The organism is Neomicrococcus aestuarii (genome assembly GCF_014201135.1).
GTDB lineage: Bacteria > Actinomycetota > Actinomycetes > Actinomycetales > Micrococcaceae > Neomicrococcus > Neomicrococcus aestuarii.
In genome coordinates, this window is sequence record NZ_JACHDR010000001.1 from 1,637,783 (window position 1) to 1,661,149 (window position 23,367).

Below are 23,367 nucleotides of genomic sequence, written 5' to 3' on the forward strand. Positions count from 1 at the left end.
ACATGACTAATACATCGCCTCCCTCCGTTCTCAACGATCGCTACGCCATCAAGTCATTGATTGGCCGTGGCGGGATGGCCGATGTGTTTTTGGCTCATGATGAGCTGTTGGGTCGCGAGGTAGCGGTCAAGCTGTTGCGCCGTGATACCGCGGGGGATCCCATGGTGGTCACGCGATTCCGCCGCGAGGCCAAGGCTGTTGCGGGGCTGAACCACCACTCGATCGTCCAGGTGTATGACACTGGCGAACACAAGCGCCTCGATGAGGGCAACCAGGAATTCCGGGTGCCGTTCATTGTCATGGAGTACGTCAAGGGCCGGACCCTGCGCGATCTGCTCAAAGCCGGCGAGATCACGGTGGAGCTCGCGCAGACGTATACGCGCGGCGTGCTCTCGGCGCTTGCGTTCAGTCACCAACGCGGCATTGTGCACCGGGATATCAAGCCGGCGAACGTCATTGTCACTGAGTCCGGCCACATCAAGGTCATGGATTTTGGTATTGCCCGGGCCTTGGCGGACGCGTCGGCGACCGTCACGCAGACGCACGCAATCGTGGGCACCGCCCAGTATTTGTCTCCAGAACAAGCGCGTGGTGAAGCGATTGATTCGCGAAGCGACATCTATTCGGCCGGCTGCTTGCTCTTTGAGTTGGCTACGGGGCGACCGCCTTTCGTGGGCGAGAGCGCGGTTTCTGTGGCCTATCAGCACGTCGGCGAGAAGCCCGTGGCGCCGTCCTCCGTGAACCCGGATGTTTCCCCGGCGCTCGACGCGGTGATTGCCAAGGCTCTCGAGAAGGATCCGGCGGATCGTTTCGCGTCCGCTCAGGAGTTTGACGCTGCGCTTGAGGCCGTCGAGTCCGGGCTCCCGTTGCGCGACGTGTTGGTGTTGCTGGGTGCTGAGGATACTTCTGAGGACGACGACGCAGCTTCCGTCTCAGGGGCCTCGGCCAGCACCAGCGGGGTTGGGGATGATGATGCGGCGACCACGGTTTTGTCCGCGGCTCACGCGTCCGATGCCACAGCGGCGTTCTCTACGTTCGATGTGGATGATTCCACGACGGTGCTGAAACCTGCCCCGATGGACTCCACCGCAGCGTTGGGTTCTGCCACCGCGTTAGGGCTCACCTCTTCAAGTGCTGCAGGTGGTGCTTCTGCCGCGCCTCTTTCCGCTTCGCTAGTCAGCGGAGCGGGCGACAGCGCCGGCGATCGCGATGGTCTGCCTACGAGTGAGCACGACGAACCAGAGCCGCTCCTTGCTGATTACATGACTAGCGACGATCCACCCCGCCGCCATGCTGGCCGTGGCTGGTGGATCGCGATCGTCACGATTCTGTCCCTCGCGCTTCTGGCCGGTGGCGCGTATTTCTTCTTGCAGTGGTCCCAGCAACAGCAGGTTGCCAATGCCACCATCGCGGTCCCTGCCGTGTCCGGCATGTCCCAAATTGATGCGCAGAATGCGCTGATTGCTGCCGGGCTCCGTCCGCGGACCGAAGAGCGCTTCAGTGACGAGGTTCCGCAAGGCGAAGTGATCGGCACTGAACCTGGTGCTGGTTCAAACGCTCGCGCGAACGCTGACATCCTCCTCTTGCTGTCCAAGGGTCCCGAGCAGGTCACTATTCCGAAGGATCTCGAAGGTCAGTCTGAAAGCACCGTGCGGGATCGTCTCGCCAAGCTGAACCTCAGCGTGGATGACGAAGTGGAACACGTCAATGACCCGGAAATTCCTGCTGGAATGCTAGTCAAGACCAACCCTGCCCTCGGCGATAAGGTCCGTGCGGGCACTTCGGTCACCATTACGCTCTCCACGGGTCGCGTAGAAGTTCCGCGCGTTATCGATATGACTCAGGCCAAGGCCACCGAAGCCCTTGAGGCGGACAGCGTGAGGCTCAACGTGCAGATCCAGTACGTGACACGCTCCGGGGTCACCCCCGGCACCGTGGTTGCTCAGGTTCCGGCCGAAAAAGAATCGGTGGCCCAGGGCAGCATCGTGACCATCAGCGTGGCCCGGGCTGCAGCTCCAACTCAGTCGCCAACGACGGAAACGGTCACGGCGACGCCAAGCCCGTCACCATCCAGCAGTCCTTCATCGGAGACCGCGAGTTCGAGCGCCGCATCCACAAGCGCTGCTCCAACGACTGCGCCGTCGTCCTCCAATAACGGAAACGGAAACGGCAACGGCAACGCGAAGGGCAAGGACAACGGAAACGGCAACGCGAAGGGCAAGGACAACGGAAACGGAAATGGGTAAGCGGTAAGTCCGCCTACCCATCTACTTCCTGCTGTTACTTCTGACTGCTACTTCTGAGCGTCGCTAATGAGCGGGCTCAGCGACTTCGCCTTCACGGCAGCGTCCGTCAAACCCATCGAGGCGAGCCAGTTGCCGAGCATCTGGTAGCCGCCCTCGGTCAAGACTGACTCTGGGTGGAACTGCACGCCCCACAGCGGAGCTTCCTTGTGCGCGAGGCCCATGATGACGCCGCCATCCGTCTCCGCGGTGATCTCGAGGGAGTCAGGGATGGTGTCCCGGACGGCTGCGAGGGAGTGGTAGCGAGTGGCCGTGAACGGATCGCTGACATCCTGGAAGATCGGGTGATCGCCGTGGTTCACGAGGGACGTCTTGCCGTGCATGAGCTCTTCGGCGTGCGTGACTACGCCGCCGTACGCTTCTGCGAGCGCTTGGTGGCCCAAGCAGACACCGAGCATGGGCTTGTTGTTGTCGCCGCACCACTTGATGAGGTCAATGCAGACGCCGGCCTCGGCAGGGTTGCCGGGTCCTGGACTCACGAGTACGCCGTCGCGAGTGCGGGCGAGTTCGATCGCCTCATCCAACGTGACATCGTCATTGCGGACCACCGTGGTCTGAGCGCCGAGCTCTTGCAGGTAGCCCACCAGGGTGTAGACGAAGCTGTCATAGTTGTCGACTACCAAAATGCGCACGGACTGACCGCTTGCTGCGGACTGGTTAGGATCCACCACGAATTAACACCGTTCCTATCGTCGGTTCATTCCATGGATTGTACTGATTGAGCCATGGGAAGACGTACTCTGCTAAGACTAATATTGCGGCCAGCACCAAGATGACGGCGATCAAAACCTTGGACCACAGCGGCCCCGGTAAGTGCCTAAAGATCCACGCGTACATTTATCCGCCCCCTGCGCTGGCAGAAAGACTTGCTTCCACGGTCTCCGCTATGGCGGCGGGAGCGCCGGCTGAGAGCGGCTGCCACGACTCCAATTCGGCGAAGGCCACCATCCGCATCTCGGTGGAATAGGGCGGGTGGCACGTGGTCATCGTCAACACTTTCTTGGATGCCTGCTGACCCGGCTCATACGGAACCGCCGCAAGCACTTCAGAGGCCTGCGGGGACACCACATCCGTGCGCGTCCACCGATAGGTGTAGTAGCCCTGATCGGTTTGGACGTAGATCCGGTCACCGTCCGTGAGTTTGTCGATATCCCAGAACGCTTGACCGTGGGTCTGACGATGCGCCGCTACCGCGAAGTTCCCCACCTCGCCGGGCATCGCCGTGGACGGGTAATGCCCTACGCCGAGCTCGTTCAGGACCTCGGATCCCACGCCATCGGTGATGGGTCGGGACCACTGCTTCCCGAATTTGGGGACATACAGGACCCCGAAGGTCTGACCTTGCAAGTGCAGTACGGTTGCGGGAGCTTGATCGGCCGGACGCGCTGCGGCATCGCTTGAACCTGCGGTCCCTGAAGCGTTCCCAGAAGCATCCCCTGCCGAATCCTGCGCGGCCTCGCGAGCGAACTGCGCCTGAATGTTCTGGGTGACCGCGGCCGAGGTCCGGGCGGCGGACAGATTGGTGTACCAAAGCTCCCACGCCACAAAGAGCAGCACCAAGATCCCGGCGGTCAGAATGAGTTCCCCCAGCACGCCCACAGCGCGAAGTCGGCCCGAAGGCTTTCTCGCGGTTTCACGCACGTGCTGACTACTTTCTGCGGTACTTTCTACAACTACTTCACTAGGTTATCCCTCGAAGGTTATCCCCCGTCCCTGAAAGCACGGCGGGAGTCGCTGGTCTACTCGTTAGACTGGAGTTTGTTGATTGACGCTACCGGCGTGTCCCAGACTGCAGGAGTTCTAGTGCCCGAATCCAAGAAGAATCACGACTCTCACTCGGTGTCGAGCCACGAGAAGGGTAATCCCGCTCGCGAGGCCGAACGCAAGCTTGCGAAGGAGAAGGAGCCGGAGCTCCGTGCCGCCCGCCGCGCAGCACGTGAAGCCAAGAAGAATGCGCCTTCTCCTACGTGGTACAAGGTCATCATGTTTGGCCTCATGATTTTGGGCCTTCTCTGGATCATCGTCTACTACCTCGGCGGCGGCCTCTTCCCGATTCCAGGCATTGGTGGCTGGAACATCTTCATTGGCTTCGGCATCGCGATGGTGGGCTTCTTCATGACCACTCGTTGGAGGTAGCAATGCGCATCAAAATGACATCCATTCACGTCACGGACCCCGCGAAGGCTCACGCTTTCTACACGGACATTCTGGGTTTTGAAACCCTCATGGCCATGCCGGAGTACAACTTGTTCATCGTGAAGTCCAAGGACCCTGCGGACAAGGCTGGCCTGCTGCTGGAGCCGAGCGATCACCCGCTCGCCAAGGCGTACATGGAGGGCCTTCACCAGGAGGGCCACGCCATGATCGTCTTTGGTGTGTCCAGCGTTCAGGAAGAATACGAGCGTTTGGTGAGCCTCGGCGTCGTCTTTAACCAAGAACCGCAAGAGGGCCCGGACGGCAGCATTTCCGCGATCCTCAATGACACCGTGGGCAATTTCGTTCAGTTGCACCAGGACTAGAACCGTTAAGGCTGCGGCGTCGCTACAGATTTTTTGATTACGACGCCGCGGCTTGCGTTATTCGACGAACTTTAGTCCCACAACGCATCCGATCAGCCCCGTAAGCAGCAGAATTTTCAGCAGGGAGATTGATTCCCCGCCGAAGAACATGCCATAAGCGACCGTCAGTGCAGCGCCGATCCCTACCCAGACCGCGTACGCGGTCCCGATCGAGATCTCTCGCATCGCGTAGGCGAGGCCCAGCATGGACATGACGATGGCGACGCCGAAGAAGACGGTGGGCCAGAGTTTGGTGAAGCCTTCGGATTTTCCGAGCGATACCGCCCAGACGGCTTCCAGCATTCCGGAGAAAATCAGTACGATCCAAGACACGGGACATCATCCTTCGTGGCCGTCTTGTCGCGATCCGGGTACGGCTCCCTCGTCCGGCGGACCCTTCGCGGGTCCGACTTCACGAAGATAGCACCAACCCCGCAAGATCAACCATTCGATGGATGCTTTGAGCAATCACGGCTGAGGGACCCAAGGTAAACTTGAGGAGTTACCTACCAGAGGAAAATCGTGACTGACGTTCATGCCCCCACCGGCTCTGCCGACTCAACCAGCTCCGCAAGCAGCTGGACTCCCAAGAAAATCTACGGGCTGGTTGCCGCCGCCGAAATGGTGACGTGGGCGCTGTTGATCCTTGGCATGGTGCTGAAGTACTCGGGCGTTTCCGAAGCTTTCGTTCCCGTTTTCGGCACGATCCACGGCGTGGTGTTCTTGTCCTATTGCGTGGTGACCGTGTTCGTGTGGGTGAACCAGAAGTGGTCCTTCGGCCGCGGCGTGCTGGGCTTGGTATCAGCCATCATCCCGTTCGCGACGCTTCCCTTTGAACGCTCCATGCTGCGCAAGGGCCTTCTTGAAGGCGGATGGCGCTTGGCTCCCGGCGGAGACGCACCCCAGGGCTTTGTGGAAAACGTGCAAGCGTGGTGCTTGCGACGCCCCCTGTTGGCGATCCTCGCGGGAATCGTCTTTGTGGCCGTTCTTGCCAGCGTTCTCATCATGCTGGGCCCTCCGATCCCAAAGGGCTAACCGGCCCGGCTTTAGGTTAGCTGGCCCGGCTCTGGGCTGGGCGGTTCATCATCTAGCCCAAGTCACACACCAAAAGCTTGGAGGACTCGCCTTCATCGGTGATGATCCACAGCTGCTGGCCGTCCTGGGTCACCGCCACATCCCGCAGCCTGCTCCCGTGGAATTCCGGGGGATCCAGTTGCGGCAACGGTCCCGGCGCCAGCTCCTCGGCCTCCGTAGACCCTTGCGGCAAGCTCACAATCCACAGCCGTTGACCGCGAAGCGAAGCCACGAACGCGGTGTTCTGGAAAATCGCCAGCCCCGACGGCGACGCGTCCGCGGTGGATTCCCACACGTGCTGCGCAGGACGCGTCGTGACACCGTCCAGCGCGGTGATGTCATAACCGGTCACCGCTGGCCAACCGTAGTTTCCGCCTTTGACGATACGTTGCAGTTCGTCGTTCCGATCCGGCCCTAGCTCCGTCGCCCACATCTGGTTCGAACTCGTAAACGCGATCCCCTGGACGTTGCGGTGCCCAAAACTGTAGATCTCCACAGGCTGGGGCTTGCCGGTGTTCGGATCGATCGCCACACGGAGAATTTTTCCGCCCCAGCTGTTGGGGTTTTGCGCATTCTCTGCCTGCCCGGCGTCGCCGGTTCCCACGAATAGGGAATCGTCCAGACCCCACGCGAGCCGTCCCCCATTGTGGATTCGCCCGCGCGGAATATCCCCGACGAGCACCTCGAAGTCCTTGAAGTCTGTGGTGGTCAGGAGCTGATTTCCGCTTTGCGCGCTGCGGTAAACGTAGGCTCGAGGTGAGTCATAGAATCCCGGCGCCAAGGCCAGGCCCAAGAGCCCGCCTTCACCCCCGTGATACACGTCCGGCACCTGCGCGAACTCGCTCAGGCTCGCAGCCTCCGACGCCTCCAGAGGCACATCAGCCCGGTACACCACGCCCGTATCGCGGCTCGTAATGAGCGCGGAACGGTTCCCCGTCTCACCCGAATCATCGGGCAGAAACGCGATCTGCCAGGGCGAGTTCAACCCTTCGAGCGCCACCCGCGGTGCTTGCGGTACCAACGGCGCCGCGAAAGTCGCGGACGGCGCGGAAGCCTGCGTCGTCGTACTGGAAATTTGCCCGGACGACGACGCAGCTTGCGAACCCGTCCCTGCGTTCGGGACACACGCGGTCTGACCGGCGACGGCAAGGGCAGCCGCCGAAATCAGGAAACCGCGCCGCGAGGTCATGTCAGCAGCCGTTCCATCACGACCGAGGTCCGCACGACGCGGAACCCGATGCGCGCGTAAATGGCGTTCGCGCCTGTGGGGCTGGCCGAATCTACGCCGAGCTCGGCTTTCACGAAACCTTCGCGCTGAGCTTGCTTGAGCGATTCCACCAAGAGCTCGGTGGCTAGGCCTTTCCCTCGAGCGCGGCGCCGCGTGCCAACCGTGGAAATGTAGAGCTCTTTGTCCTGATACTCGGTCGCCAGAACGTACGCGTCCACAGCGTCATCGGGAAGCACAGCGTCCGGATTGTCCGTTGAAAGCTCGGTTGAAAGCTCCGTTGAAAGTTCGGGTTTGATGGCGATGCGGGAGAGCTGCGGCCGGAACGCCACGGATCCCAACACTACCGATTCCCAATTTTCCTTGGTGCGCGAGGTTGAACCCCAGTGGTCGGCGAACGCCTCATTGTGGGCGTGCCGGGTCGCTTCACCGTGCTGTTTTGGGAGGAACTCCACCGCGCGAGCATCCGGCCGTGGCGGGGCGCCGATTTCAAAGCCTGCGGGCGGCTCCCACACGTCGAAGTTCAAGCTCATGTCCGCGAAATAGCGAGCCCGCACAAAACCGTTGTTGAGGGCCAGGATTTCATCCACACTGCCCGGGTGGTGGATCCACATGCTGGCCAGCGTGGGGATCCCGGGGTGCTTCTCGGCGGCTTTGGCGCTGCCGCGTTTGAACAGCCAGGCGATCACTTCCGCGCCCAGTCCTCGCCGGCGATACACCGGATCCACGCCCCCACCGAAAATCGCCTTCGCGTAGCCATCCCGCAGGCCGTCCGTGACCTGCAATTGCCCGTACGCCACCATGCGATCACCGTCAAAGATTGCCAGAGTATCTAGGTCCTGATCAACGCCCGGGGCCTCCAGCTCCTCTTCGAGCAAGGTGGGCGTGTACTTTTCCCCAGTCTGGTCAAAGTCCGCGATGGCGTTGACCAATCGCGTCCACTCGCCAAGATCGGCCTTGGAGATGGGAAGTCGCACCATATGAGCATTGGCGGGGTTCACCACGGTTATCCCTTCATTGCAGCTTCGTTTTCCCGCACGGGCTGCTTCCGGATCCCCCACAAGGAAACCGCTGCCACCCCACACAAGAGCGCCGCGCTCAGCCACGCTAAGAGGTAGGAGCCGGTGGTATCCCGGATAATGCCAGCGCTAACCGAGGCAATGCCTGCTCCGATCATATGACTAGCGAACACCCAACCAAAGACAATTCCAGCCTTTTCTGCACCAAAGTACGTGCGGCACAGCGCCACGGTAGGCGGGACAGTGGCCACCCAGTCCAAACCGTAGAACACCACAAACACCCACAGAGGTGGTTCGATGTGCGGAGCCAGCATCATGTTGAGGAAGACCAGCGAGAGCCCTCGCAACGAGTAATAGACCATCAACAGGACGGCCGGGTTGACCTTGTCCGTGAGCCAGCCGGAGAGCACGGTTCCGATGACGTCGAAGATACCGATCAGCGCGAGCAAGCTCGCGGCCGTGGTCGCTGGCATGCCGTGATCGTGCGCGGCCGGGATGAAGTGCGTCTGAATGAGTCCGTTCGTGGACCAACCACACACAAAGAACGTAAAGACCAGGATCCAGAACGCGCGCGATCTCGACGCCTCCACCAGCACGTCGATCGCGAGTTTCCACGTGGGTCGCGGCGCCGAGGCCGTGCCAGAAGTGGAAGGCTGCGCTGGGGTGGAAGCTGCGGCGTCGTCCTGAATTTCTGGGGGTGCGCCATACGGCAAACGGCCCATGTCCTGGGGTCGATCACGGAAACATATCAAGAAAAGCGGGATCACGAGGGCCGCGACGGCTGCCGTAGCGAGCGCTGCCGTGCGCCATCCCGGACCTTCGGCAAGCTGAACAATCAGGGGCAAGAAGATCAGTTGTCCACACGCGTTGGCGCCAGAGAAGATGCCCATGACCAAGCCGCGATGTGTGTGGAACCAGCGCTGGGCCACCACCGCGCCGAAAACAAGCGCCATGACGCCGGTACCCACCCCGATGAAAACGCCCCACAACACCCACAGTTGCCACAGGCTGGTCATCACCGTGGTGAGGCCGGCTCCGATCGCGACAGCGGCAAGGCCCGTGATCACCACGCGCTTGACGCCAAACTTTTCCATGGCTGCAGCGGCGAAGGGAGCCGTGAGTCCGTAGAGGACCAGGTTCGCCGTCACGGCGCCGGAGGTGCCGGTTCTGGACCAGCCGAACTCGTCCTCGAGCGGTTCAAAGAGCGCGCCAGTAGTGGATCGAAAGGCCGCGCCGGCAACGAGGGCCAACAAGGTGACGGCGACGATCAAGAATGCATAGCGGCCTACGGGTTTCACACCAGCCATCCTAGGGAGAATCGGCTGCGTTTTAATCACTCGTTGCAGCGTTCATCTAGGTGTGTGAACTGGGGTTAACGCACAGCGTGTGCACGAAGGTTATCCACAGCTGGGGATGGAAGTGTGCGTAACTGTGTTCTAATCCCGCGTATCCACAGGGATGCGAGGTTATTAACACCCCCCTAATCACACGTGTGTAACTTATCGACAATGTGGACAACCCCTGTGGATAAGCTTCCGCGGTTGTCCACATCCGCATGTTTTAAGTGCTTTTTGGCGGATTTTCAGGGGTATGACCCGAAAGTTATCCACCCTCGATTTTCCACACCGGTCTATCCACTGCCTGTGAACAACCGAGTTATCCACAGGCAGTGGATAGTCTGAAAGGAAAAGCTGTCCAGAATTTCGTGATTGAATCCACAGCTCTGGGGAAACCGCTGTGTCTAGGGAATTTTTGAACCAGCAGCTTGTGAGTCGGCGCACTTAAGCCCCGAAAACTGTGGCGAAATTACATTCTTGTGAGTTCTTAACATTGTGGATAAGTTGTGTGGATAAGTTGAGGGGCCCACCGCAGGCGATCTGCAGTGGGCCCCTCAGGGTGTCTTCAGTGGGTGTGGACGATTAGCCGATGAAGCGCTCCGCGATCGTCATCCACCCCAAGTAAGTCAGTACGCCGAGGACCGCTGTCACTACCGCAACGCCGGCCCACTGAATCGTGGCTCGGCGTGGACCCGCCGGTGCATAGGCGAAGACGGCACCGAGCGCGAGGCCCACCAACAGTCCACCGACGTGGGCTTGCCACGAGATATTGAATCCTGGGATAAAGCCCAGCACCAGGTTGATGGCCACCGTGATGAGGATGCCGGTGTAGTTCACGCGTCGTTGCCGCATAATCACCAGCAACGCACCGAACAGGCCGAAGACAGCACCGGAAGCACCGATGACAGCAACCCGAGGATCCTCCAGCCACAGCACCGCCACGGAGCCGCCGATCGCCGAAAGCACGTATAGCGCCAAGAAGCGCGCCCGACCCAAGAGCGGTTCCAGCATGCCGCCGATCGCGTACAACAAATACATGTTGAACAGGATGTGGAAGATCATGCTCTGCGAGTGCAGCAGCGCGGAGGTCAGCATGCGCCAGGGCTCGGAACCAGTGAGAATTCCCGCGTAGAGCAACGACGTGTCAAAGCTGGGCAGGATGAACTGCAACAAGAAGGCAAGGGCTGTGGCGCCGATGATCGCGTACGTCACGAGAGGAACGCCAGCACGAACCTTTCCGCCGAGGGCCGTGCGCTGGGTGGGCATGGCGCGCTGAGCTTCCGCCACGCAATCCACGCACTGGATACCTACAGCTGCTGGGCGCTGGCATTCACCACAGGTGGGCCGACCGCACCGTTGGCACCGCACGTAGGAGACGCGGTCCGGGTGCCGTGGGCACACCGGGACGGCTTCCGGCTCCGGGGTGGATTGAACGCCATAGTTCGGCGGATCGTAGGACACGGTGGCTCCGAATTCTTCGAGGAAATGGGGGTGGAAATGAGGAAAACCCGGCAGGGGGCGCACTAGGCGGCCCTACCGGGGTTTCCTACACCACAAGGAAATGCGAATGACTCGCCGTCAGCTGACTTTAGAGCTCGACGATATCGATGGAGTTGATGACAACATCCTCGAGGGGACGGTCACGCATGTCCGTTGCAACACCGTTGAGCTGGTCCACGATTTCGCGGGAAGCTGGGTCAGTGACCTCACCGAAGATGGTGTGCTTGCCCTGCAACCAGGTGGTGGGAACGGAGGTGATGAAGAACTGCGAACCGTTGGTGCCGCGGCCCATCTGGATGCCAGCGTTTGCCATGGCGAGCTTGTAAGGCTCGTTGAAGTTCAAGTCTGGGTTGATTTCGTCGTCGAACTTGTAGCCCGGTCCGCCGATGCCCTGGCCCAGGGGATCGCCGCCCTGAATCATGAAGTCAGCGATGATGCGGTGGAAGATGGTGCCGTTGTACAACGGGGTCTTTACTTGCTCTTCGCCGGTCTGTGGGTGAACCCAGGTCTGCTCGCCGGTGGAAAGACCAATGAAGTTCTTCACGGTCTTCGGGGCGTGGTTACCGAAGAGGTCAACCTCGATGTCGCCGAGGGTGGTGTGGATGGTCGCCTTGTGCGTAGGAAATGCAGTCATGGCCTTATTCTTTCATTCCTCAGCCCACAACTCATGTTCTTGGCTACGCGCACAGTGAACAAAAGGCCAAGATATCCACGGCGGGCAGTGTTTGCGTAGAAATTGGGGCGGCCGGAACGTAAGGTGAAACTGTAAGTTCACTAACTTCGGAGGCCTTGATGGGTAAAAAGAACCGCAACTCCCAGGATCTGGGCGCGGCAGTGAATCAGTCTGTTGATCAGGCTCGCGAATGGGCTCAACCAAAGGTTGATCAAGCCGTAGGTCAGGCAAAAGAAGCCGTGGACCACGCTCGCGAATGGGCGGCCCCTAAGGTGGATTCCGCTCGCGAGTGGGCAACCCCCAAGGTGGACCACGCGAAGGATTGGGCTACGCCCAAGGTCGATCAGGCCAAGGAGTGGGCAGCGCCTAAGGTTGACGACGCTGTGCACCGCTTGAACGCAGGCATTGAGACCGCCTCACCTAAGGTTCAGGACAGCATCCACAAGGTTGCTGACGAGCTGGCTGCTGGTATCGCCGCTGTTTCCCCTTTGCTTCAGCAGGGTATTTCCAAGGTCCAGGAGCAAGCGCATAAGATTGCTTCGGACGTGCAGCCTCACGTTGACTCCGCTCGCGCCAAGGTTGAGAAGGAATACTTGCCTGCCGCATCGCAGAAGTTGTCCCACGCAGCCTCTGACGCCGCGAAGAAGATTGACAACGTTCAGGTTCCGGCCGGCGTCGAGACGCTCGTGACCAAGATCAGTGGCGACAAGCGCACCGTGAAGCGTGCTCAGAAGGCAGCTTCGCAGGCCGCTCGCGAAGCAGCTCGCCAGTTGAACCGCTCCAACGCTCAGCAGAAGCGCCGTAAGGGCTGGCTCATCTTCGGCGTCGTTGCCGCAGGTGCCGCCGCTGGCGCTGCCGCTTGGCGCGCTTCCCGTCCCGTTGAGGATCCGTGGAAGACTCCCGCACCGCTCAACGCAGCTCCAGTCCCAGCAACGGCTCCAGCTCCCGTCAAGGAAGCTACGCCAGCTGAGGTCAAGGACGTCATTGCAGAGTCTGCCCCGGCAGCTCCCGCAGCATCCGCTCCAGTTCAGCCAGTTGCCGCCGTTGCGGTTGCTGCTGACGAGAAGAACGACGACGTAGCTTCCGAGCCCGTCACTCGTTTGGGAGCAGCTGAGCCCGTGGAGAACGACGACGAAATCACGCGTTCGGCACCCATTGACGAAGCCCTAGAAGGTGCCGAAGATCCGGATCTGAACGCCGAGGCTGGCCTCACGCCAACCTCCGAAGAAGACGATTCACCGATCTACCGCGACCTTGCGAGCGCTAACGCCTCTGACTCGAACACTGTTTCTGAGGATAACGACTCCGCTGATACCAAGAGCCACTCGGTCATCACGCCGAAGGATGTTGCTCCGAATATCAAAAAGCACCCCTCGAACTAGCGTCGAGTTGTACTGATTGTGTAGGTCCGTGCCGTTTCGGCGCGGGCCTACACCTTTACGCTGTTAGATTGAGGGAGTGCCGCAAACTCCATCAGTATCGATCGTCATCCCCGCGTATAACGAAGAGAGCTGCATTAGGCAGTGCCTCGTAGCAGCGATCTATCAGAGCGTCCCTGCACACGAAATCATCGTGGTGGACAACATGTCCAAGGACTCCACCGCCGAGATTGTCCGGCATATGCAGCAGGAGTATCCCGAGTCGAACATTATTCTGGCCACCCAGGATTCGGAGCAGGGACTTGTTCCTACCCGAAACCACGGCTTGGGACTTGCCACCGGTGATGTTCTGGGTCGCATTGACGCCGACTCCATCATTGAACCCGACTGGGTGGAACGCGTCTCCGAGGCTTTTACAGATCCTGACGTCATGGCTGCCACCGGACCCGTGGTCTACTACGACATGCCACTGCGGCGCTTCGGCCTCAAAGCCGATGACAAGATGCGTCAGCTGGTCCTGAAGCTGGCACGCAAGCAATACCACTTCCTCTTCGGCTCCAACATGGCCGTACGCAAGAGCGCATGGGAGATCATCAAGGACCAAGTGTGCCGCGATGAAGAAGACCTCATGCACGAAGACATCGACGTTTCCTTGCACTTGGCGGAGAACAATCTCCTCATCCGATACGTGCCGGCCATGGTCTCTGGCATGTCCGCGCGACGCCTCGAGGACTCCCCCAAGGATTACCGCTACTACGTGAACCGTTTTGATCGCACGTACAGCGCACACCAGATCACCGAACGCGTCCTGCGCGTTCCCATGCTGATCTTCATGTCCGTCTACTACCCGGCGAAGGTCCTTCGCTACTTGCACACCGCACGAAAGGGCCAAGCCACCGTCCGCGGCGGAATCTAGCCCCTCAACCGGTGCCCAGCACACGGTGACTGGCGCACTCACGCAAGCTGCGTCGTCGTACTAAATTCTTAAACAAAAAGTGCGCCTGACTAGGAACGTCTAGTCAGGCGCACAGTCTTTGTACCTTTAGCGGGTGGTCATGAACTTGGCGACGAAACCGGTGTTGAAATCGCCGCTGCGGAACTGCTCGCTATTGAGAATTTCGGCCTGGAAGGATGCGGTGGTGGTAACGCCTTCCACCACCATTTCCTCGAGCGCGCGCAACGAACGCGTGATCGCTTCATCGCGGTCCCGGCCCCAGCAAATCAGCTTGCCCACCATGGAGTCGTAGTACGGCGGGATCGCGTAACCGGTCTCAATGTGCGTATCCATACGGATTCCAAAGCCACCAGGGGCACGGAAGTTCGTGATGGTGCCCGGGCTCGGCGCGAATCCCTGATCAGGATTCTCCGCGTTGATACGGCACTCAATCGCGTGACCATTGATAGCGATGTCCTCTTGACGAATATCGAGAGGCTGACCGCCAGCAATCAACAACTGAGCCTTGATCAAGTCGATGCCCGTCACCATTTCAGAGACCGGGTGCTCCACCTGAATACGCGTATTCATTTCGATGAAGTAGTACTTGCGCTCGGTGTTGTCGAAAACGAACTCCACCGTGCCGGCGTTGACGTAGCCAACCTCCTTGCACAGTGCCACAGCAGCTTCGTTCAGGCCGCGACGCAACTCTTCATCCAACACCGGTGACGGAGATTCCTCCACGAGCTTCTGGTTGCGACGCTGCGCAGTGCAGTCTCGCTCACCCAAATGCAAAGTGGTCACGCCGTCGGAAATCACCTGAATCTCGATGTGGCGGATGTCCGTGAGGTACCGCTCGATGTACACGGACGGATCGCCGAAAGCGACCTCAGCCTCAGACATGATCTCGTTGAGATCCTTCTCGAGCGTTTCCTCCCGCTCCACCACGCGCATACCGCGACCGCCACCGCCGGCGGCAGCCTTGATCAACAGTGGATAACCGACCTCTTTGGCAATCGCCAGGGCTTCTGCAAACTCAGAGACCGCGCCGTCAGACCCAGGAACCGTAGGAACACCGGCCCGGCGAGCGATCTTCTTCGCCTCGATCTTGTCACCCATCGAACGAATAATCGTCGACGATGGACCCACAAAGCCCACGCCCTCGGCCTCGCACAAGGCCGCGAAATCAGGGTTCTCGGACAAGAATCCGTAGCCCGGGTGAATCGCGTCAGCTTTGAACGCCTGTGCAGCGCTGATGACGGCGGTTGAATCGCGGTAGCTCCACTTGGCCTGAGCCGGGCCGATGCATACGGCCTGGTCAGCGAGCTTCGCTGGCAAGGAATCAGCGTCCGCTTCCGAATGGGCGAGGATGCTCCGGATTCCCAGTTCTTTACACGCGCGGATCACGCGGAGCGCGATTTCGCCGCGATTGGCGATGAGCACGCTCTTGAGGGGTTCAGCCATCGTGTGACCTCATTTCTTGGTAGGTAGCGCAGCGAACTTGTTAAGACTGCTTGATGATCATGAGCGGCTGACCAAACTGGACGGCCTGCTCGTTCTCCACCAGGATCTTCACAATTTCGCCGGAGACCTTCGCCTCAATGTTGTTCATGAGCTTCATGACCTCGACGATGCCGAGAACCGTATCCTCGGCGACCGTGTCACCCACGGAGACGAAGGCCGGGGAGCCCGGCTGCGGGGAAGCGTAGAACACGCCGACCATGGGGGCCTTGATGACGACTTCGTCCGCGGCGGGCTCGTCCGATGCTGCACTCGCTGCGGCGGCCGGCTGTGGCGCGGGGGCCGCGGCTGGGGCTGGAGCCGCTGGCGCTGCAGGCGCTGGTGCGGCTACGGGGGCTGCTTCTGGGGCCGGTGCTGCGGCGGGTGCTGGAGCTACGGGAGCTACTGGGGCGGACGACGACGCCGCGTTGCGTTCGCGGTTCTTCGAGATGAAAAGATCCACCTCGCCGACCTTAAGGGAGAGCTCACGAATGTTTTCCGTGGCGTTGACCCAGTCGACGATTGCCTTGATTTCTTTCATGTCTGGCTTAGTCATTGAACTTCTTCCTTACTACTTGCTTTTGTCCAGCGAAATCGCCAGATCACCGAACTTGAGATGTTGTTGGCCGTCTTCGCTCTTCTCGTAGAGAGCCTTGATGAGGCCAAAGTAGGGCTGCGGAATTTCGTCCGCGTTGCCGCCTTCTGCCACCGTCTTCTTCATTTCGTCCACCTGGGAACCGGCAAACTGGGCGCGAAGCAGCCAGGTGTCGAGGTCCTCGTCCGGATAGCGCTCTTGAAGCGAAGGCAACATGGGGGCTGGTTCTGAAGGCTCCAAACGGATGTCCGAGGCGCCGTTAGCGATGATCTTCTCCCGCAATTCCGGTTCGATCTCCGCCAACAGGGTTCCGTAGTAGCCCAGAACGTATTTCTTGATTTCGTTAGGGACCACCTTGTAGCGCTCCCCGGCCATCACGTTCATCACGGCCTGCGTTCCCACAAACTGTGCGAACGGGGTGATCATGATGGGGTACGCGAGCTCTTTACGCACGCGAGCTACTTCGTGGAGCAGCTCGTCGTAACGATCCGAGAGGCCAGCGGTTTCCAACTGAGACTTGAAGTTGGAGAGCATGCCGCCTGGAGTCTGGTGCATGTAGTGCAAGCCGTTGTACTCAACGGGCTCGCCCAAAGGCTTGCCCTCTTCTTCGGCGATCTCGCGGATGCGGTTGCTGATAGCGTCGACGCGCTCGTCATCCACGTTCACGACATAGCCAAGAGCGCGAAGGTCACGGACCACGCTCTGGGTGGACGGCTGCCCGTTGCCCGAGGACAGCGGCGCAACCGAGAGGTGGATGGCGTCCGCGCCAAGCTCTACAGCTTCCAAGCACACCAGTGGCGCAAGGCCCGTAAGGCTGTGCGTGTGAACTTCAAGAACGCGGTCTCCCATGACTGACTTCAGTGCGGGGACCAGCGTGCGGATACGGTCCGGGGTCAGCAGACCGCCAGCGTCTTTGAGCATGATGGCGTCGACGTCAGCCTTTTCGATCAGCTCTTGAGCCTTCGCTACAAAGAGCTCGTCCGTGTGCACCGGGCTTTCGCAGAAAGAGACGGCGCCGAACGTTTCCACGCCGTGCTCTTTCGCGCGAACCAAGGCTCGAGAGATGTTGTCGATGTCGTTGAGGCCGTCAAAGGCACCAATGACCTTCACGCCGTTGGCGACGAGGCGATCAACCCACGCGTCGATGACATCGTGTGGAAGGAAGTCGAAAGCTGCGAGGTTCCTCGAGCGAATGAGTGCTCGAACTTTGGAGTTGGGGAGGCGGCGGCTGATCTGACGCACGCGCTCCCACGGGTCTTCTTTCAAGTAACGCACGGAGACGTCGAACTGGATGGGGGCCATCAAGTCGACCTGTTCGAAACCTGCGCCATTGAAGTCATCGATCATAGACAGCATGTGATCAGTGCGCATGCGGGTAGCCCAGATGCTCTGATGTGCGTCTCGAAGAGTTGTGTCGATGACTTTGATTTCTCGGCGGCTTCCAGGAGGTCGTCCTCCTAGGCTCATCACAGATGCGATTGATTCCATACTCACCATTTGTTTGGCTCCGGTTTTCTTCAGTGCGCTGGCCGTGCCCGTGAGGACACGGCCAGCGCTCACAATTGACTAATCGTTGACGTAGAAGGTCTGCTTGTTCACGAACTCGTCCATGGCAAGAACAGAGAGCTCACGGCCAAAGCCTGAGCGTTTGATTCCGCCGAATGGCAGGGCCGGGCTGAACGCCTGACCCAAGTTCACGTGCACCATTCCGGTGTCGATCTGAGCTGCCACGTTCTTGGCACGGTCCACGTCCTGCGAGAACACGGCTCCGCCGAGTCCGTAGCGGGAGTTGTTGGCCAGGTCGATCGCTTCTTGCTCCGAGCTTGCCTTGTAGATCTCGGCCACTGGACCGAAGAATTCTTCGTAGAAGGACTCCGAACCCACAGGAACGTCCGTCAACACGGCCGGCGTGAAGTACGCGCCCTGCTCCAGCAGCTCGCCGCCGGTACGCAAGTTGGCGCCGGCAGAAACGGCACGCTTGACCTGATCGTCAAGGTTCTCAGCAGCACCGCGGCTCGAGAGCGGGTAGAACTCGTTGGCGCCAGCCTTCTGCGGTTCACCCTGCTTGTAGGACTCGGCGATCTGCACCATCGCATCCACAAACTCGTCATAGATGTCTTCCATGACGATCATGCGCTTGTTAGAAGTACATGCCTGGCCCACGTTTTCGATGCGCTTGGCCCATGCTTCTGCGGCAGCTTCCTTGACGTTGTCCGTGTCGAGGATGACGTATGCGTCCGTTCCACCCAGCTCGAGGACACACTTCTTGAGTGCCTTGCCTGCGCGTGCAGCCACGATGGAACCTGCGCGCTCTGAACCAGTCAAGGAAACGCCCTGGATCTCTGGCGAATCGATGACATCTCCAATCTGATCGTGGGTAGCGTAAATGTTGGTGAAGACGCCCTCGGGAAGACCAGCGTCGGTGAAGATCTGAGCGAATGTTGCAGATGACTTCGGGCAAATCTCGGCGTGCTTGAGAAGAACCGTGTTGCCGTTCATCAGGTTAGGGCCAGCGAAGCGTGCCACCTGGTAGTAGGGGTAGTTCCACGGCATGATGCCAAGGATTGGGCCCAATGGAAGACGGCGGACGATCGCCTTGCCGCCAGTGATGTCATCAATTTCGATGTCAGCGGAGTGCTTTTCGGCGCGATCCGCGTAGAACTGGATGATGTCGGCGGAGAAGTTGATTTCCCATTCGCCAGCAGGGGTTGGCTTGCCCATTTCCAGGGCTGCGATCTCTGCGAGCTCGCCCTTGCGCTCACGCAAGAGGTCGGCGACTCGGGAGAGGATTTCAGCACGCTCGGCGAACGTGGTGTTGCGCCACGTCTTGAACGCTTCAGCGGCGCCGGCGACGGCCTGCTTGATCTCTTCGTCGGTGGCGGTGGGGAACTTTTCAACAACTTCGTTGGTGACAGGGTTTTGGACTCGGTATTCAAGTGACATGGGAACGTGTCCTTTCAAAGAAGGGTGAAGTCTTTTTCGGTGGATAGATTCGGTGGATAGATCCGTCCGAAGGGGTGCAGGTTAGGCAGGAACCTTTACGGTGAGGCGCTCGTCCTGCTTGTTGTAGGAGGTGTCGTCAGTCAGCAGCGAGAGCAGAATGTTTTCGTTCTTCTGGACCTCGGCTTGAAGAGCTTCGGGGTTCGCCCGCAGCATGTCGTAGCGCTCGGTGACGGCCGCCGTGTTCAAGGCGATAATCGGGTGAATTACCGAACGTGGGACGTTGTAGCTGTCTGCAACCTCGTCGCCGTGAATGATGCGGATGTGTGCGTCCGTCCATTCCAGAAGTGATTCCTCCGGCAAGTTGGTGATGCGGTGAGCATTCGCCACGAAGCCGGTGCGTAGTGCGTCCACCAGATCCTGAGAAGCCTTGTTGGGTTCGCCGTCCACAAAGTGAATAGCGTCCAAGGTTTCCTGGGAAGACTCAATGTCATTGAGGCCTTCCATGAGATCGTCATCGATGCCGATCAAGCGGCCAACCACGCGCCACAAGTAGAAGATGTCCTGAATCTGCTGGTCATTCGGGAACCAGCCCATGGTGCGCAGTCCCTGGTACGGGATGTACGTGAAGTTCAGCCAGGTACGGAGCATGTCCAACTGGCTGATGGGTGCACCCCAAGCGCTGTAGTCCAGCCCACGGTTCTGGTGCACTCGACGCACGTGAGCGTGCATGGTGCGGACCATTCCGGAGTGCTCGAAGCCCTTGCCTCCGGGCTCAAGTCCGCCCGGAATGAAGAGCGAGTAGATCCAGTTGGTGGTGTACGCCAAGCGCTTCACTGCGCCGTCGGTCAGTTCACCGGTGTTCACCAGAAGATCTGCGATTGCTGGGGTCGAGTAGGTGTGTACCAGTGATCCCGGGCCGAGTGCGAGGCCGTGGGACAGAGGTGGGATGGACAGGTAAGCCAAACGTCCGCGTTCGACTCGTTCCATATCAATGCCGTCAAAGGCGCGTCGCATGTCTTCGATCAAGGCTGCGATTTCCGGAAGAGTGCCTTCAGTGACTTCTCCGCTGGCAAGTGCGTCCCGTAGGCCGGTCATGATCTCACGGACTGAGTGTCCGCTCGTGAAAAGTGCATCGGCCTCTGGGTCGGTGCCCCAAAATGCCTGGTTGAAACGTTCAGCTCGTTCAACACCGAACTCAGCTACGAACGCATCGCGATCTCCGCGAAGCGTGGGCCACTGGTTGGCATTCACGGGTGCTTCACTCATCGTCGTCTCCCTTTCATGGGCGAACCCTCAGCATGAAAACGATTTCATGAAGGCGAATAGGGTCTCGCCATCGGGGGACTTTCTGTAAGCTACATCATATTTTCAATGTGAGCAAGCTCGCTCAGTTGTCAATGTTGGAGTTCACCGTTGTTCTCCAACAGGACATATTTGAGGGCACAGATAAGGTGGAGGAATGACTGGAAGCCAAGGGTTACTCGGAGTAAAAGACATCGCCAGACTGGCGGGCGTCTCCTCCGCTACCGTGTCACGCGTGCTGCAGGGAACCACTCGCGTCAGCGATGAAACCCGCACTCGCGTAGAGAAAGTCATGGCCGAGGTCGGCTACGTTCCAAACGCACTGGCAAGCGCCATGCGAACCCGGAGAACCGGGATCATTGGAGTTGTGACTGGTCAGTTGACCAACCCTTGGTATCCACTGATGCTGGAGACCTTGGCTAAGAATCTCGCCGAACAAGATCTCAGCATGAACGTCTGGGTCTCAGACGGTGAAGTGACCGACGAATCCGCTATCAAAGCGATCCGCTCACGCGCCATTGACGGCGTGATCTTCTTGACCGCGCTCCGAAATTCAAAAGCCCTACCGGCGGCTTTGGAATACGGACTTCCCCTCGTGTTGGTCAACCGCAAAATTGACGACGTCGAGAGCGACCACGTTGTCAGCGACAACATCGCCGGCGGTCGATCCGTAGCGCAGTACTTTCTCAAACACGGGCGCACCAATGTTGCAGTAATTGGGGGCTGGGCCACAGTGAGCACCGGCCGCGATCGCCGCCAGGGATTCATCTCTGAGTTCGCCAAGGCTGGAATTGAGCTCGACAAAGTGCAAGCGCCCACAACGGAGTTTTCGTACTCAGCAGGCCTTCACTTTGGTCGCGCCATCTTGCGGGACAAGAAGCCACAGGCGGTTTTCTGCACCACGGACGTCATTGCTTTCGGCGTCATGGATGCCGCAAAAGAGCTAGGACTTCGCGTCCCCGAGGATCTATGGGTTGTTGGCTACGACGATATTCCGATGGCATCCTGGGGCGCCCTCAGCCTGACTAGCGTTCGACAGTCCATGGACATGATGGCAACAACCGCCCTCAAACTTCTGATGAGCCGCATCGCCAACCCAAATTCGCCGTTTGTGCAGCAGGTGTTCGACATCGAACTCATCGTGAGAAACTCCACGGGATTCGCCCCCATTTCCTGATCAAAGCAGCCTCGATCGGGATTGTCAGAGAGGCTCCGGCACCATGCTTTCTGGTCTCATGCACGCTCATTCAAGCCCTGCTCCTCGCACAATTTTTCAAAGCCACCAATCGCCTCCTGACTGGGAAATTCCTTCACTGTGCCAGGGGCCGAATCCGGACCTCCGAAAAAATCCTTGTTGCCATGAAAACGATTTCATGCTAAATTGAGTGCCCTGTGACGCGGAACACACTCAAACTCTAGCGCACTCGCATCTACATTTAGCACGCACCCACATGGCCTCACACACCTCGACGCCGGGTCATCACACGCAGGCATTGATCTTGCCAATTGAAAACACAAAGGAGTGGTTCGATGAGTCATACGAGCGACCAACTAACGAAAACCGCCGCCCCAGCGGATTATTCGCTTAGCCACAAGCAACAAAAGAAGTCCCTCTTGGCCAGCACTATTGGTCAGCTCCTCGAGTGGTACGAGTGGGGCGCTTACGCGGTTTTCGCCCCGTACATCGCAGCCGCCATCTTCAACCCCGAAGACAAGGTCGCCGGCCTCTTGGCAACTTTCGGCGTCTTCGCCGTCGGCTTCTTGATGCGCCCACTGGGCGGAATCATCTTCGGCAGCATCGCTGACCGTAAGGGCAGGAAGTTCGTCCTCATCACCACCATGCTCTCGATGGCTACCGCATCGGTCGCTATTGGACTTCTTCCGGGCTACCAGGAAATCGGCATCTGGGCCGCGATCCTCCTGGTCTTGGCACGTATGGTGCAAGGATTCGCTCACGGCGGCGAGTCGGCTACTGCCAACACGTACGTCGCCGAGATTGCACCAAAAGATCGCCGCGGTCAATGGGGCAGCCTCGTCTACGCTTCCATCTTCGGCGGCACCGTCATTGCTTACACCCTCGGTGGAACTATCACCGGCTTCCTTTCCAAGGCTGAAGTCGGTGCCTGGGGCTGGCGTATTCCGTTCCTTTTGGGTGCAGTGCTTGCCCTCGTAGCTCTCTGGCTCCGCCGCGGTATGCAGGAGAGCGACGTTTTCGTTGAAGAGGTCGTCAATGAAGAGCACCACAACGAAACGACTCAGGCTTCCCACGTAGTTCCGGCCGGCGCCAAGACCGCCTCGAAATCACAAGTTCGAAACATTTTCTTGGTCATCGGCCTGGTTACCGGTCTAACGTCAGCGCACTACACCTGGACGAGCTACGTTTCCACGTACGCCATCACTCAAGAGGGAATGGCACCGCAGGGCGCCTACTGGGCCACGGTCTTCGGCCAGCTGATTGCGCTCATTGCGCTTCCGTTTTGGGGCCGACTTTCCGACCGTGTTGGCCGCAAGCCGTTGCTGTACGGCTTCGCGATTGCAATGTTCTTGTTGGAGTTCCTCTTGAAGACCATGATCGGTCAGGAGCCATGGACGTTGTTCGTTGCCAGCACCATTGCACTTCTCATCGTGGGCATGATGGGCGCCATCATTGCAGCTGTCATGAGTGAAATCTTCCCCACCGCCACTCGTACCCGAAACATCGGCCTGGCCTACTCCATCTCCGTGGCTGTGTTCGGTGGATTCGCCCCGTACTTGAACCAGCTTTTTGTGAGTATTCAGGCCGGCTGGCTAGCGGATGTCTACGTCATGCTCACGTGTGTCATCACCCTGATCTGCGTGCGCATCTTGCCAGAAACGCGCGGCATTGATTTGAATGACGTTGAATCACACACCGTAGAAGTGGCCGCCAAGTAGTTCTTGGCATCGCGACTGCAAAGAGGTTGGTTGCGTCCTCAGTACATCGAGGACGCGACCAACCTCTTTCTTTTAAGCCGTAGGAACTCTACGAAGTCATAGGCAACAAAAA

Annotated in this window: 21 protein-coding genes and 1 riboswitch; of the genes, 8 read left to right on the forward strand and 13 right to left on the reverse strand. The window is 59.3% G+C overall.

From position 1 onward, the window contains the following. Nucleotides 1–2 precede the first annotated feature (2 nt). Complete coding sequence (gene pknB, locus HD598_RS07325; protein WP_183664862.1) at nucleotides 3–2,246, forward strand: Stk1 family PASTA domain-containing Ser/Thr kinase; 2,244 nt, start codon at nucleotides 3–5, stop codon at nucleotides 2,244–2,246. Between the two features lie 47 nt (nucleotides 2,247–2,293). Here the strand turns inward: pknB and HD598_RS07330 are convergent, their stop codons facing one another. Both HD598_RS07330 and HD598_RS07335 read right to left on the reverse strand, forming a co-directional pair. Further along, a complete protein-coding gene (locus tag HD598_RS07330) occupies nucleotides 2,294–2,971 on the reverse strand; it encodes an anthranilate synthase component II (RefSeq protein WP_071895290.1) in 678 nt (225 codons plus the stop codon). A 169-nt stretch (nucleotides 2,972–3,140) separates the two neighbouring features. Continuing rightward, nucleotides 3,141–3,944, reverse strand: a complete 804-nt coding sequence (locus HD598_RS07335; RefSeq protein WP_183664865.1) for a class E sortase — start codon at nucleotides 3,942–3,944, stop codon at nucleotides 3,141–3,143. Between the two features lie 138 nt (nucleotides 3,945–4,082). Here HD598_RS07335 and HD598_RS07340 point away from each other — a divergent pair, with 138 nt between their 5' ends. Further along, complete coding sequence (locus tag HD598_RS07340; RefSeq protein WP_409366179.1) at nucleotides 4,083–4,439, forward strand: cell division protein CrgA; 357 nt, start codon at nucleotides 4,083–4,085, stop codon at nucleotides 4,437–4,439. A 14-nt stretch (nucleotides 4,440–4,453) separates the two neighbouring features. After that, nucleotides 4,454–4,822: a VOC family protein gene (locus HD598_RS07345; protein ID WP_260170511.1), complete on the forward strand. Its 369-nt coding sequence runs from the start codon at nucleotides 4,454–4,456 to the stop codon at nucleotides 4,820–4,822. A gap of 57 nt (nucleotides 4,823–4,879) precedes the next feature. Here the strand turns inward: HD598_RS07345 and HD598_RS07350 are convergent, their stop codons facing one another. Then, nucleotides 4,880–5,194 carry a DMT family transporter gene (locus HD598_RS07350; RefSeq protein WP_071894456.1) on the reverse strand — a complete coding sequence of 105 codons (315 nt, stop codon included), beginning with the start codon at nucleotides 5,192–5,194 and terminating at the stop codon, nucleotides 4,880–4,882. A 12-nt stretch (nucleotides 5,195–5,206) separates the two neighbouring features. After that, a riboswitch (guanidine-III (ykkC-III) riboswitch) is annotated at nucleotides 5,207–5,273 on the reverse strand. 110 nt (nucleotides 5,274–5,383) lie between these two features. On the opposite strand from HD598_RS07350, the gene HD598_RS07355 reads away from it, so the two are divergent. Next, nucleotides 5,384–5,896, forward strand: coding sequence for a DUF3817 domain-containing protein (locus HD598_RS07355; protein ID WP_071894457.1), 513 nt, complete (start codon nucleotides 5,384–5,386; stop codon nucleotides 5,894–5,896). A 52-nt stretch (nucleotides 5,897–5,948) separates the two neighbouring features. Here the strand turns inward: HD598_RS07355 and HD598_RS07360 are convergent, their stop codons facing one another. The 5 genes from HD598_RS07360 to HD598_RS07380 all read right to left on the reverse strand — a co-directional run bounded on the left by HD598_RS07360 (nucleotide 5,949) and on the right by HD598_RS07380 (nucleotide 11,650). Further along, on the reverse strand, nucleotides 5,949–7,124 hold the full coding sequence (locus HD598_RS07360) for a PQQ-dependent sugar dehydrogenase (RefSeq protein ID WP_183664869.1): 1,176 nt from the start codon (nucleotides 7,122–7,124) through the stop codon (nucleotides 5,949–5,951). Beyond that, nucleotides 7,121–8,164 (reverse strand): GNAT family N-acetyltransferase, encoded by a 1,044-nt coding sequence (locus HD598_RS13770; protein WP_183664871.1) that lies wholly within the window; start codon nucleotides 8,162–8,164, stop codon nucleotides 7,121–7,123. The genes HD598_RS07360 and HD598_RS13770 overlap by 4 nt, the downstream gene beginning before the upstream one ends. 2 nt (nucleotides 8,165–8,166) lie before the next feature. Next, entirely contained in the window at nucleotides 8,167–9,486 is a 1,320-nt protein-coding gene (locus HD598_RS07370) for an MFS transporter (protein WP_183664873.1), read from the reverse strand. A gap of 612 nt (nucleotides 9,487–10,098) precedes the next feature. After that, nucleotides 10,099–10,977, reverse strand: coding sequence for a rhomboid family intramembrane serine protease (locus HD598_RS07375; RefSeq protein WP_183664875.1), 879 nt, complete (start codon nucleotides 10,975–10,977; stop codon nucleotides 10,099–10,101). A 127-nt stretch (nucleotides 10,978–11,104) separates the two neighbouring features. Next, entirely contained in the window at nucleotides 11,105–11,650 is a 546-nt protein-coding gene (locus HD598_RS07380) for a peptidylprolyl isomerase (RefSeq protein ID WP_071894461.1), read from the reverse strand. 158 nt (nucleotides 11,651–11,808) lie between these two features. Between HD598_RS07380 and HD598_RS07385 the strand changes: the two genes are divergently transcribed. Both HD598_RS07385 and HD598_RS07390 read left to right on the forward strand, forming a co-directional pair. Then, nucleotides 11,809–13,071, forward strand: a complete 1,263-nt coding sequence (locus tag HD598_RS07385) for a hypothetical protein (protein ID WP_183664877.1) — start codon at nucleotides 11,809–11,811, stop codon at nucleotides 13,069–13,071. A 67-nt stretch (nucleotides 13,072–13,138) separates the two neighbouring features. Next, nucleotides 13,139–13,984, forward strand: coding sequence for a glycosyltransferase family 2 protein (locus HD598_RS07390; protein WP_071894463.1), 846 nt, complete (start codon nucleotides 13,139–13,141; stop codon nucleotides 13,982–13,984). A 126-nt stretch (nucleotides 13,985–14,110) separates the two neighbouring features. Here HD598_RS07390 and accC read toward each other — a convergent pair whose 3' ends face one another. The 5 genes from accC to HD598_RS07415 form a co-directional block, all read right to left on the reverse strand. After that, entirely contained in the window at nucleotides 14,111–15,466 is a 1,356-nt protein-coding gene (gene accC, locus HD598_RS07395; RefSeq protein ID WP_183664879.1) for an acetyl-CoA carboxylase biotin carboxylase subunit, read from the reverse strand. 40 nt (nucleotides 15,467–15,506) lie between these two features. Then, nucleotides 15,507–16,058 (reverse strand): acetyl-CoA carboxylase biotin carboxyl carrier protein, encoded by a 552-nt coding sequence (gene accB, locus HD598_RS07400; protein WP_183664881.1) that lies wholly within the window; start codon nucleotides 16,056–16,058, stop codon nucleotides 15,507–15,509. A 15-nt stretch (nucleotides 16,059–16,073) separates the two neighbouring features. Next, nucleotides 16,074–17,594, reverse strand: a complete 1,521-nt coding sequence (locus tag HD598_RS07405) for a pyruvate carboxylase subunit B (RefSeq protein ID WP_183666714.1) — start codon at nucleotides 17,592–17,594, stop codon at nucleotides 16,074–16,076. Nucleotides 17,595–17,663: 69 nt separating this feature from the next. Next, nucleotides 17,664–19,040 carry an NAD-dependent succinate-semialdehyde dehydrogenase gene (locus tag HD598_RS07410; RefSeq protein ID WP_183664883.1) on the reverse strand — a complete coding sequence of 459 codons (1,377 nt, stop codon included), beginning with the start codon at nucleotides 19,038–19,040 and terminating at the stop codon, nucleotides 17,664–17,666. A gap of 81 nt (nucleotides 19,041–19,121) precedes the next feature. Beyond that, nucleotides 19,122–20,306: an oxygenase MpaB family protein gene (locus HD598_RS07415; protein ID WP_183664885.1), complete on the reverse strand. Its 1,185-nt coding sequence runs from the start codon at nucleotides 20,304–20,306 to the stop codon at nucleotides 19,122–19,124. 193 nt (nucleotides 20,307–20,499) lie between these two features. On the opposite strand from HD598_RS07415, the gene HD598_RS07420 reads away from it, so the two are divergent. Beyond that, on the forward strand, nucleotides 20,500–21,519 hold the full coding sequence (locus tag HD598_RS07420; RefSeq protein WP_183664887.1) for a LacI family DNA-binding transcriptional regulator: 1,020 nt from the start codon (nucleotides 20,500–20,502) through the stop codon (nucleotides 21,517–21,519). Nucleotides 21,520–21,872: 353 nt separating this feature from the next. Beyond that, nucleotides 21,873–23,255, forward strand: coding sequence for an MFS transporter (locus tag HD598_RS07425; protein ID WP_183664889.1), 1,383 nt, complete (start codon nucleotides 21,873–21,875; stop codon nucleotides 23,253–23,255). Nucleotides 23,256–23,367 lie beyond the last annotated feature (112 nt).

What these genes read in the sequence shown, in the direction of transcription:
- accC (WP_183664879.1), bottom strand. Translation starts at nt 15,466, where the DNA reads ATGGCTGAACCCCTCAAGAGCGTGCTCATCGCCAATCGCGGCGAAATC.
- HD598_RS07415 (WP_183664885.1), bottom strand. Translation starts at nt 20,306, where the DNA reads ATGAGTGAAGCACCCGTGAATGCCAACCAGTGGCCCACGCTTCGCGGA.
- accB (WP_183664881.1), bottom strand. Translation starts at nt 16,058, where the DNA reads ATGACTAAGCCAGACATGAAAGAAATCAAGGCAATCGTCGACTGGGTC.
- HD598_RS07370 (WP_183664873.1), bottom strand. Translation starts at nt 9,486, where the DNA reads ATGGCTGGTGTGAAACCCGTAGGCCGCTATGCATTCTTGATCGTCGCC.
- HD598_RS07425 (WP_183664889.1), top strand. Translation starts at nt 21,873, where the DNA reads ATGAGTCATACGAGCGACCAACTAACGAAAACCGCCGCCCCAGCGGAT.
- HD598_RS07420 (WP_183664887.1), top strand. Translation starts at nt 20,500, where the DNA reads ATGACTGGAAGCCAAGGGTTACTCGGAGTAAAAGACATCGCCAGACTG.
- HD598_RS07345 (WP_260170511.1), top strand. Translation starts at nt 4,454, where the DNA reads ATGACATCCATTCACGTCACGGACCCCGCGAAGGCTCACGCTTTCTAC.
- HD598_RS07360 (WP_183664869.1), bottom strand. Translation starts at nt 7,124, where the DNA reads ATGACCTCGCGGCGCGGTTTCCTGATTTCGGCGGCTGCCCTTGCCGTC.
- HD598_RS07380 (WP_071894461.1), bottom strand. Translation starts at nt 11,650, where the DNA reads ATGACTGCATTTCCTACGCACAAGGCGACCATCCACACCACCCTCGGC.
- pknB (WP_183664862.1), top strand. Translation starts at nt 3, where the DNA reads ATGACTAATACATCGCCTCCCTCCGTTCTCAACGATCGCTACGCCATC.
- HD598_RS07385 (WP_183664877.1), top strand. Translation starts at nt 11,809, where the DNA reads ATGGGTAAAAAGAACCGCAACTCCCAGGATCTGGGCGCGGCAGTGAAT.
- HD598_RS07405 (WP_183666714.1), bottom strand. Translation starts at nt 17,594, where the DNA reads ATGGTGAGTATGGAATCAATCGCATCTGTGATGAGCCTAGGAGGACGA.
- HD598_RS07410 (WP_183664883.1), bottom strand. Translation starts at nt 19,040, where the DNA reads ATGTCACTTGAATACCGAGTCCAAAACCCTGTCACCAACGAAGTTGTT.